Origin of the sequence: Georgenia sp. 311 (assembly GCF_006151955.1) — a bacterium.
GTDB lineage: Bacteria > Actinomycetota > Actinomycetes > Actinomycetales > Actinomycetaceae > Oceanitalea > Oceanitalea wutianyii.
Genome location: NZ_VDFS01000043.1, coordinates 59,332 through 69,387 on the forward strand (window position 1 = coordinate 59,332; position 10,056 = coordinate 69,387).

7 protein-coding genes are annotated in these 10,056 nt (G+C 74.6%); 3 read left to right on the top strand and 4 right to left on the bottom strand.

All coding sequences use genetic code 11. The annotated features are described in order from the left end of the window. Positions 1–12: 12 nt before the first annotated feature. Positions 13–1,068: a LacI family DNA-binding transcriptional regulator gene (locus FHE66_RS08905; protein ID WP_139072609.1), complete on the top strand. Its 1,056-nt coding sequence runs from the start codon at positions 13–15 to the stop codon at positions 1,066–1,068. Here the strand turns inward: FHE66_RS08905 and FHE66_RS15520 are convergent. The 3 genes from FHE66_RS15520 to FHE66_RS08920 all read right to left on the bottom strand — a co-directional run bounded on the left by FHE66_RS15520 (position 1,065) and on the right by FHE66_RS08920 (position 6,685). Further along, a complete protein-coding gene (locus FHE66_RS15520; RefSeq protein ID WP_176554719.1) occupies positions 1,065–1,880 on the bottom strand; it encodes a hypothetical protein in 816 nt (271 codons plus the stop codon). The two genes, FHE66_RS08905 and FHE66_RS15520, sit on opposite strands and share 4 nt — an antisense overlap. Next, positions 1,877–5,173: a bifunctional lysylphosphatidylglycerol synthetase/lysine--tRNA ligase LysX gene (gene lysX / locus FHE66_RS08915; RefSeq protein ID WP_255303660.1), complete on the bottom strand. Its 3,297-nt coding sequence runs from the start codon at positions 5,171–5,173 to the stop codon at positions 1,877–1,879. The genes FHE66_RS15520 and lysX overlap by 4 nt, the downstream gene beginning before the upstream one ends. A gap of 267 nt (positions 5,174–5,440) precedes the next feature. After that, positions 5,441–6,685 (bottom strand): esterase family protein, encoded by a 1,245-nt coding sequence (locus tag FHE66_RS08920; RefSeq protein ID WP_139072611.1) that lies wholly within the window; start codon positions 6,683–6,685, stop codon positions 5,441–5,443. Positions 6,686–6,866: 181 nt separating this feature from the next. On the opposite strand from FHE66_RS08920, the gene FHE66_RS08925 reads away from it, so the two are divergent. Next, the gene (locus tag FHE66_RS08925; protein ID WP_139072612.1) at positions 6,867–8,030 is read left to right on the top strand and encodes a Gfo/Idh/MocA family protein; all 1,164 of its coding nucleotides are present in this window, start codon (positions 6,867–6,869) and stop codon (positions 8,028–8,030) included. Beyond that, positions 8,027–8,905: a sugar phosphate isomerase/epimerase gene (locus FHE66_RS08930; protein WP_139072613.1), complete on the top strand. Its 879-nt coding sequence runs from the start codon at positions 8,027–8,029 to the stop codon at positions 8,903–8,905. Before FHE66_RS08925 ends, FHE66_RS08930 begins: the two co-directional genes overlap by 4 nt. Before the next feature lie 39 nt (positions 8,906–8,944). Here FHE66_RS08930 and FHE66_RS08935 read toward each other — a convergent pair whose 3' ends face one another. Then, positions 8,945–9,916: a type IV toxin-antitoxin system AbiEi family antitoxin domain-containing protein gene (locus FHE66_RS08935; RefSeq protein ID WP_139072614.1), complete on the bottom strand. Its 972-nt coding sequence runs from the start codon at positions 9,914–9,916 to the stop codon at positions 8,945–8,947. Positions 9,917–10,056 lie beyond the last annotated feature (140 nt).

The window sequence follows — 10,056 nt, forward strand, 5'->3', positions numbered from 1 at the left end:
AAGGAGCCCGAGATGACACCGAGCCGGGGGGGCGCGGCCGGGCACGGCCGGGTAGCGACGCTCAGCGACGTCGCGCGCGAGGCCGGCGTCTCGCTGGCGACGGCGTCACGCGCCATCAACGGCAGCACCAACCGCTCCGTGCGCGAGGACCTGCGTGAGCGGGTCCTCGCCGCCGCGGCGCGGCTGGACTACTCCCCGAACGCCAACGCCCAGGCGATGGCGCGCGGGCGCACCGCGACGCTCGGTCTCATCGTCCACGACATCGCCGACCCGTTCTTCTCCACCATCGCGGCCGGTGTCACCGAGGCGGCCGACGCCGCCGGGCTGGCGGTCACGCTCGCCAACACCGAGCACGACCCGGAGCGCGAGCTGGGCTTCATCCAGACGCTGCAGAACCTGCGGGCCCGCTCGATCATCCTCGTCGGTGGTCGTCAGGACGACGACGAGGGCAACCGGCGGCTGCGGGACGCGCTGGCCGCCTACCAGGAGCGGGGTGGCAGCGCGGCGATGGTCGGCCAGCCGATCCTCGGGGTGAGCGCGGTCCACGTCGACAACCGCGGCGCCGCCGCGGAGCTGGCCCGGGCGCTGCACGGGCTGGGCTACCGGCGCTTCGCCGTCCTCGGCGGTCCGGCGAACCACCTCACGGCCCGTGAGCGGCGCGAGGGCTTCTGCGAGGCGCTCGCCGAGCTCGGCTCCCCCGTGCCGGACGAGGCTGTGGTGCCGTGCGCCTTCGTCCGCGACGGCGGGTACGACGGGATGAAAGAGCTGCTCGCGCGCGGGCTCGACGTCGAGGTGGTCTTCGCCGTCAACGACGTCATGGCCCTCGGTGCGATGACCGCGGCCCGGGACGCCGGGCTCGACCTGCCCCGCGACCTCGCCTTCGCCGGGTTCGACGACATCACCGCGCTGCGCGACGTCACCCCGACGCTCACGACGGTCGCGATCGACATGGTCGACATCGGTCGGCAGGCCACGGCGCTCGCCCTGGGCGAGGGCGGGGGCGAACCGCAGGTCGTCATCGCCTCGGGCGACGTCGTCCTGCGCGAGTCCACCCCCGGCCCGCGCTAGGCCGCCGCGCCGGCGTCCTCGGCCTGTCGGTTCGCCGGGCTCGTCGCGAGCACCCAGCACGCGGTGAGGGCGGCGAGGACTGCGAGCACCGCCCAGGGCGCCCAGCCCGCGCGCACGGAGTCACCGAGCACGACCACGCCGACGACCCCGGGCACGACCACCTCGGTCACCGAGAGCACCGCCGAGACGGTGCCCGCCCCGCCTCGCTCCAGGGCCCGCAGCGAGGCCAGTGCGCCGCACGCCCCGCACACGACGACGGCGATCGACAGCGGCTGCAGGACGGTGTCGGCCAGGCCCTGCGCGGCGTGCAGACCGCGCGCGGCGATCGCCGCCCCGGAGTACCCCAGTCCGCCGAGCAGCGCGAGCACGAGCGCGCCGCCACGCCGGTAGAGCCCGGCCGTGAGCGCGGCGAGCACGACGGAGCCCACGAGCAGCGCCGGGGTGAAGCCGTCCGGCGGGGTCACCGCGGGCTGCTCGCCCGAGGCGCGCGCGAGGACGACGAGCGCGCCGACGACGACGGCGATCGCCACGCCGTCGACGACCCGGAACCGGGTGCGCAGGACGAACCGCGCGAGCACGACGACGACGACCACCGAGGACGCCTGGACGGCCTGGACGACGAACAGCGGCAGCCGGTCCAGGGCGACGAGCGAGAGCAGCCAGCCGACGCCGTCGAGCAGGAGGGCGGCGACGACGAGCGGCTGGGTCACCGTGGACAGGCCGTGGCTGCGCCGGGTGGCGACCGCCTCCATGATCGTCGTCGTGCCGTAGATGACCGCGGTCGCCGTGACCGCGAGGAGGGCGAGCGTCATCCCCGGTGCCCGGGGGCGCCCCGGGGGCGCAGGAACGGGAAGGCGAGCGTCTCCCGGATGGAGGCCCCGACGAGGGTCATGACGACCCGGTCGACGCCGATGCCCAGGCCGCCGGTCGGCGGCATCGCGAACTCCAGCGCCGCGAGGAAGTCCTCGTCGATCTCCATCGCCTCCGGGTCGCCCGCGGCGGCGAGGATCGACTGCTCGGTGAGGCGCGCCCGCTGCTCGACGGGGTCGACGAGCTCGGAGTAGGCGGTGCCGAGCTCGGCACCGAACGCGACGAGGTCCCACCGTTCTGCCAGCCGCGGGTCGCGCCGGTGCTGCCGGGTGAGCGGGGAGGTCTCCACCGGGAAGTCGAGGTAGAACGTCGGCTCGACGGTCCGCCCCTCGACGAACCGGTCGTACAGCTCGCCGACGAGGGCCCCGTGCGACTCCTCGACGTCCCACGCGACGCCGTGCTGCTCGCACACCCGCCGCAGGTCCGCCAGCGGCAGGTCGGGCGTGACCTCGGTGCCGACGGCGCGGGAGACCGCCTCGTGCACCCCGATGCTCGGCCACTCGCCGTCGAGGCGGACCACCGTCCCGTCGGGGCGGCGGGCGACCGGCTCGCCGTGCACGGCGACGGCCGCGGCGACGATGAGCTCGCGCGTGAGGTCACGCATCGTGAGGTAGTCGCCGAACGCCGCGTAGGCCTCGACCGAGGTGAACTCGGGGTTGTGGGTGGCGTCGACGCCCTCGTTGCGGAAGTTGCGGCCGAGCTCGAACACCCGCCCGACGCCGCCGACCATGAGCCGCTTGAGGTAGAGCTCGGGGGCGATCCGCAGGTAGAGGTCCATGTCGTAGGCGTTGATGTGCGTGCGGAACGGGCGGGCGTTGGCGCCTCCGTGGATGCGCTGGAGGATCGGCGTCTCGACCTCGAGGAACCCCTGGTCGGTGAGCGTGCGGCGGATCGACCAGACGGCAGCCGAGCGAGCGCGCAGGACGTGCTCGGCGCGGTCGTGGAGCGCGAGGTCCATGTGGCGCAGCCGCAGACGGGTCTCCGGGTCGACGAGCCCGCGGCGCTTGTCCGGCGGCGGGGTGAGCGCCTTGGCGGCCATCCGCCACGAGGAGACGAGGACGCTCGGCTCACCGCTGCGGCTGCGCCCGAGGCGGCCCGTCACGCCCACCTGGTCACCGAGGTCCACGGCGCGGCGCCACAGCGCGAGGTCGGCTCCGCCGTCGGCGGTGAGCACGGCCTGCACCTCGTCGGTGCCCTCGCGCAGCACGGCGAACACGACCCCGCCGAGGTCGCGCAGGCGCACGAGACGACCCACGGCCGAGACCTCGTCCGCAGCGCCGTCGGGCACCTCGGCGGCGAGCAGCGCCCGCACCTCACCGATGCTGTGGGTGCGGGGGACCGCGACGGGGTAGGGGTCCATGCCCGCCCCGCGCAGGACGTCGAGCTTGGCGTGCCGGACACGTTGCTGCTCGGTGAGGCGCCGGGGCGGGGCCGTGACGGCGAGCAGCTCCTCCTCCTGCGCGACCACCCGGGCGATGAAGTCGGGGGTGTGGCGCTCCGGGTCGGGCTCGTCGCGGTCCTGCGCCCCGGTGAGCCAGGCCGGCGTGCGCGGGAGGAAGCCCTCGGCCTGCCCGAGCGCGAGGACGACGCGGGTGAGCTGACCGCCGGCCTCGAAGCACAGGAGGCGGGGGTACCAGTCGGGCAGGTACTTCTCGTTGGACCGGTAGAGCTGCTCCAGCTGCCAGAAGCGCGAGGCGAGCAGGAGCACGCGGCGGTTGAACCGCTGCGCCGGGGTGGCACCGATCCGCTCGCCCAGCTCGAACGTCTCGCGGAACATCGCGAAGTTCATCGAGATCCGGTCGATGCCCAGGTCCCGGGACGCCGCCGCCAGCCCGGACACCATCGCCTCGGTGACCCCGCCGACGGCATCCGGGGAGCGGCGCATGACGTCGAGCGAGAGTCCCCGGCGACCCCACGGGACGAAGGAGAGGATCCCCCGGGGCGCGCCGTCGGCGTCGTGGGCCGAGACGATGACCAGGCGCGGGTCGACCGGGTCGCCGAGGCGTTCGAGCGCCATCGAGTAGCCGCGCTCCTCCCCGTGGCGCCACTGGTCGGCGGCGTCGACGAGCTCGGCCAGCTCGGCCGGCGGGACGGTGCTCTGCCGGCGCACCCGGATCTCGTAGCCGGCCGCGCGGACCCGCTCGACGCTGCGTCGCACGGGGTGCATGGCAGGGTCAGTGAGGTCGAACCGGTGGGTGTCGATGACGGCCTCGTCCCCCATGAGCAGCGGGTGGAGGCCGGCGTCGCGGTAGGCGGCGGCGCCCTTCCGGCTCGTGGAGGTGACGGCGGGGATGAGCCCGTGGGCGCGCGTGTCGGCCAGCCACCGGCCGATCGCGTCGGGCCACGCGTGCGGGTCTCCGACCGGGTCGCCGGCCGCCAGGCTCACCCCGGAGACGACGCGGTAGGAGACGGCCGCCTGCCCGTTGGACGCGAGGACCGCCGACCGGTCGTCGCGGGTCGCGAAGTATCCGAGGGAGTCGCCCTCGCCGTGCTCGAGGAGCAGTCGCCGCACGGCGAGCTCGTCCTCCGCGCGGCGTGCCGGGTCGCCCGCCGAGGCCCGCATGAACAGGGTGATGCCGAGCAGCAGCGCGGCGGCCGAGATGAGGCTCACGACGGCGCCGACCCACGTGGGCGCGTCGCTCTCCGCGCCACCGGGGTGGATGCCCAGGGCGTGGGAGCCGCTCCACTGCAGCTCGGTGCTCAGCCCGTCGAGGGAGTTCGGGACCGTCCGCAGGAGGAGCATCCCGACGACCGTCGCGAGCACGACCCCGGTGGCGGTCACCAGCGCCGCCTGCCACCACGCCCCCGACCGGAGCCGGGCCGGGAACGCGGGACGGGCCACGACGAGGAGGGGGATGAGCACCGCCGCGACCACCGCCCCGACGACGTCGGCGGGTCCGACGTCGAGGGTGCGCACCGGCGGCTCCCCGGTGAGGGCGCCGACGGCGGCGAGCAGGCCGATGACGAGGCTCGGCACCTGCCAGACGAGGACGACGAACCACAGGGCCGCCCGCAGTCGCCGCAGGAGGCCGGAGGCCACCACGATGACGAGGACGACCGAGAAGAAGCCGGGCTGGCTCGGCACGTTGAGCACCGACAGCCACCCGCTCAGCGTGTGGACGGCGTCGGGCGCGACGAGCTGGAGGACCAGCCCGACGACGAGCCAGACCGCGTACGCCTGGACCACCCGCCCGGTCACGCGGGCGACGCCGTCCGCCCACGCCGGTCCGCGCACGACCCGCTCCGCCCACGCCCGGGCGCGCCGGGCGCCGTTCGCCTGCGTCCGTCCGGGCGCTCGCCGCGCCGGGGTGGGCGCCGGTGACGGGTGGTCCTCACCCGGCGGGCCGGACGACGCGGCCCGTCGTGGGTGTTCGGCAGACGTACGCGTCATGGGTCTCCCAGGTTCCCGCCCGCACGCCCGGTGACGAGGCTGCGTGCAACCGCCGCGCCGTCACGCGGGTGCCGTCAATATGCCTGCGCGGGCCCACCCGTGCAATCCGGGTCAGTCGTCGCGGGCCATCCGCTGCTCGAAGAACTCCACGGCGTGGGGCAGGGCGACCAGCGCCATCGTCCACGTGTGTCCCAGACCCGGCTCGGTCCGCAGCGCGACCTCGACCCCCCGCGCCCGCAGGAGGGCCGCGAGCTTGCGGGCCGTGGCGCCCTCCTCGGCCTCGGCCACGAGCTCCCCGTAGTCGAGGAACACCCCGAGCGGGTGGGGCAGGTCGATGGTGGGGAGGTAGACGCCGGGGGAGTGCGCGTCCACCTCCTCCTGGGTGGCCAGCTGGTGGCTGCCGCCCTCGCCGGGGTGGTCGTAGGGGAGGATCGCGAGGATCGTCCCGTAGAGCTCGGGGTGCCGCAGCCCCTGGTCCAGCGCCCCGAACGCGCCCGAGGACATCCCGCCGATCGCCCGGTAGCGCCAGTGGGAGGCGACCGGGTAGTGGGTGTCGACCCACGGCACGACGACGTTGGTCAGGTAGGTCTCCACCTGGGAGCCGCCCGTCGTCGAGTCGAGGCAGGAGGACTCGGTGGTGCCGACGGCGTTGGTGTCGGGCGTGACGACGACCATCGGGCGCACCACCCCGGAGGTGATGAGGGAGTCCAGGACGCCGGGCAGCCCGGAGGCCATCCAGTCCACGGCCGAGCCGGGGGACCCGTGGAGCAGGTAGAGCGTGGGGTAGAGCGTGTGGCCCGAGGGGTCGTAGTCCGGCGGGGTGTAGACCCAGGCGGTGTCCGAGGGGATGCGCAGCTCGGGCGGCGCGGGGATGCGGACCGCCCCGGCCGAGCCGCGGCCCTGCGGGGGTGTCGTCGAGACGCTCGCGAGGCCGGCGCCCGCGCGGCGGCTCGCCGGCTCGGTGGGCTGCGGCACCACCGAGCGCGCGCTCCCCAGGCGCAGCCGCAGGCGCAGGCCCTCGACGTCGGGCACGAAGCCCACCCGGGCGTTGACCGCGACGCTGATCGCGCCGAGGAGCGCCGCGGCCCCGGCGCCGCCGACGAGGAGCCGACGGCGCAGGCTCCAGCGGTGACGTCGGCGGTGGGCGGGGTGGTCGTGCGGGCGGTGGTGACGGCGGCGCCAGGCGGCGAGGATCGCGGCGAGGGCGGACACCGCGAGCCCGGCGACGGTCCACCACGAGGAGAGGGCGTCGCGGTGGACACGGTGGTCGTCCGCTGCCCGGTGCCGGCCGTGCTCGCGCGCGCGGTGCTGCCCCTGGTCCGCGCCCTGCTCTGCGGCCGTCGTCGTCGCGTCCACCCCGGCTCCTCGGATCGCCTCGGCTCCTGCTCCCATGATGTCCTGACCGCGTCGCGCGCGCCCGGGTGCGGGGGAGGCGAGTGCCCGTGATCCCTTGACACCGATGTCGGCGCTCACTAGGTTGGAAAGCGCATTCCCCCAGGTTACCTGCACGGGATCACCTCGTCTCATTGGAGAGCACATGACCACGCGCACGCTGCGGATCGCGATGAACGGCATCACCGGACGGATGGGCTACCGCCAGCACCTCCTCCGATCGATCCTCCCGATCCGCGACGCCGGCGGCGTCGAGCTCGAGGACGGCACGCGCGTACAGGTCGAGCCGATCCTCGTCGGGCGCCGGGAGAACGCCGTCCGGGAGATCGCCGAGCGCCACGGCGTGGAGCACTGGACCACCGACGTCGAGTCCGTCATGGCCGACCCGAGCATCGACATCTACTTCGACGCCCAGCTCACCTCCCTGCGCAAGGCCACCCTCACCGCCGCCATGAAGGCCGGCAAGCACGTCTACACCGAGAAGCCCACCGCCGAGACGCTCGAGGAGGCCGTCGAGCTGGCCCGCCTCGGCGAGGAGACCGGGGTGACCGCCGGCGTCGTCCACGACAAGCTCTACCTGCCCGGCCTGGTCAAGCTCCGCCGCCTCGTCGACCAGGGCTTCTTCGGACGCATCCTGTCCCTGCGCGGCGAGTTCGGCTACTGGGTCTTCGAGGGCGACGTCCAGCCCGCGCAGCGCCCGAGCTGGAACTACCGCAAGGAGGACGGCGGCGGCATGGTCGTCGACATGTTCTGCCACTGGAACTACGTCCTCGAGGGCATCCTCGGCACCGTCGACGCCGTCACCGCCCGGGCCGTCACCCACATCCCCACCCGCTGGGACGAGCAGGGCCGGGAGTACACCGCCACCGCCGACGACGCCGCCTACGGCATCTTCGAGGTCACCACCCCGGAGGGTCACCCCGTCATCGCCCAGATCAACTCCTCGTGGGCCGTGCGCGTCCACCGCGACGAGCTCGTGGAGTTCCAGGTCGACGGCACGCACGGCTCCGCTGTCGCCGGCCTGCGCAGCTGCGTGGCACAGGAGCGCGCGCACACCCCCAAGCCGGTGTGGAACCCCGACCTGCCGGTCACCGAGCCCTTCCGCGAGCAGTGGCTCGACGTGCCCGCCAACGCCGACCTCGACAACGGCTTCAAGCTGCAGTGGGAGGAGTTCCTCCGCGACGTCGTCGCCGGCCGCCCGCACCGCTACGGGCTGCTGTCCGCCGCGCGCGGCGTGCAGCTCGCCGAGCTCGGCCTGCGCTCCTCCGCCGAGGGGCGCCGCCTGGAGATCCCGGAGATCACCCTGTGAGTGCCGACCTCTCGCGGCTGTCCCTCAACACGGCGACGACGAAGGCGCTCACCCTCGAGGAGGCGGTCGAGGTCGCCGCGCGCGCCGGGCTCGGCGCCGTCGGGCTGTGGCGCGACCGCGTCGCCGAGGCCGGGCTGCAGCGCGCCGCCGCCGTGGTCCGTGAGGCCGGCCTGCGGGTCTCCTCGCTGTGCCGCGGCGGCTTCCTCACCGCCGTCGACGCCGAGGGGCAGCGGGCGGCGCTGGAGGACAACCGCGCCGCGATCGTCGAGGCCGCGACGCTGGGGACGCGCGAGCTCGTCATGGTCGTCGGCGGGCTGCCTGCGTGCCCCTCACCCGGGACCGCCGCGCTGCCGGACGGTGACCGCGACCTCGTCGCGACGCGGCAGCGGGTGGCCGACCGCATCGCCGAGCTCGTGCCCTTCGCCGAGGAGCACGACGTGCGCCTCGTGCTCGAGCCGATGAACCCGATCTTCGCCGCGGACCGCGGGGTGCTCTCGACCCTCGAGCAGTCCCTCGACCTCGCGGCGGACTTCGCGCCGCAGACCGTCGGCGTGGTCGTCGACACCTACCACGTGTGGTGGGACCCGAAGCTGGAGGCGCAGATCGCCCGGGCCGGGGCCGAGGGGCGACTGGCGGGCTACCAGGTGTGCGACTGGGTGCTGCCGCTCGCCGACGACTCCCTGCTCTCCCGCGGCTACATGGGCGACGGCTACGTCGACTTCCGGGCGATCACCCGGTGGGTGGCCGAGGCCGGCTACACCGGCGACGTCGAGGTGGAGATCTTCAACCAGGCCGTCTGGGACACCCCCGGCGACACGGTCGTCGCGACGATGGCCGACCGCTACCGGCGCCTGGTGCTGCCCCACCTCTCCTAGTGACCGGTCGCGTGCTGGATACGGGCTCCTCAGTGGTCCTTATCCAGCACGCGGGCCGGCGCCGACCGTGCAGGTCGTTCCGCACCGCGTCGGGCGCCCTGCCCACCCGCCCCGCGTCAGCGCCTCGACGACCTGCGCGGCGGTTCGGCACGGCGTCGCGGCGACGTGACTCCACCGGTAGCGCAGCGTGATCTCGGTCGTCTCGAGCAGCGCGGCGTTGTCCCGCCAGGTGTCCTGGTCCGTGCGCCCGCCCGGGTGGGCGAGACGGCCGTCGAGCTCGACCCGCACGCCGAGGCCCCGGTAGCGGCAGTCGGCACGGATCCACGTTCCTGACAGCTTCTCCCTGACCTGGAGGTCGGCGCGCGGCAGTCCGTGTCGCCGCTCGACGTCGTGGTGGTAGCGCAGCTCCAGCGCCGACTCGATGCCCGCGCTCACCTCTGCCAGCAGGTCGACGAGGAGCCGGCGGTGGCGCAGCCCGCGGCGAGCGGCGGCCGCCCGCCGCACCTCCGCCGGAGTGACGACGCGCGCCGCTCGCGTGAGGATGCCGATGACGTCGTCCCGGCTGTCGGCACGACCCACGAGGTCGACGGCGGTCTCGGCGGCGGTGGTCGCGGTCAGGGCGCCCGACCACTTCGCCGGCATCGTGCGGCGCCGGTGGACCACGAGGCCGCGCTGCGGGAGGACGGTGCGCCGGGCCGGGATGCTCACCTCCATCGGCTCACCCGCCCGCAGCCGCCGGGCACCCGGCGTGTCGAACCACCACGCCCCGGCCGTCGTGTGGGACAGGGCTGCCGCCTCACCGGCGTAGCTCAGGGCGGCGAGCGCCGAGGTCATCCAGTCGAGCGCGGCGTGGTGGTTGACGTAGACGCCGGGGTAGAGGCGCCGCCAGCGACCGGTCTCCACCTGGTGGCGCAGCCAGGTGGCCGAGGCGCCGAGCCCGAGCACCTGTCGCCGCGTCACGACAAAGTGCTGGCGTGACGCGAGACGGTCGATCGCGGCGCGTTCTGGCATGTCATCACCGTGGCTCCGGGCGCACGAGCGGTCCCGTCTCCGGAGGCCCGGTGGGGGACCGCACGTACGCGAGACCGCGCTGTGGACATGGGCAGACGGCGTGCTGGATCCGGTCTCACTGGTGTACCGGATCCAGCACG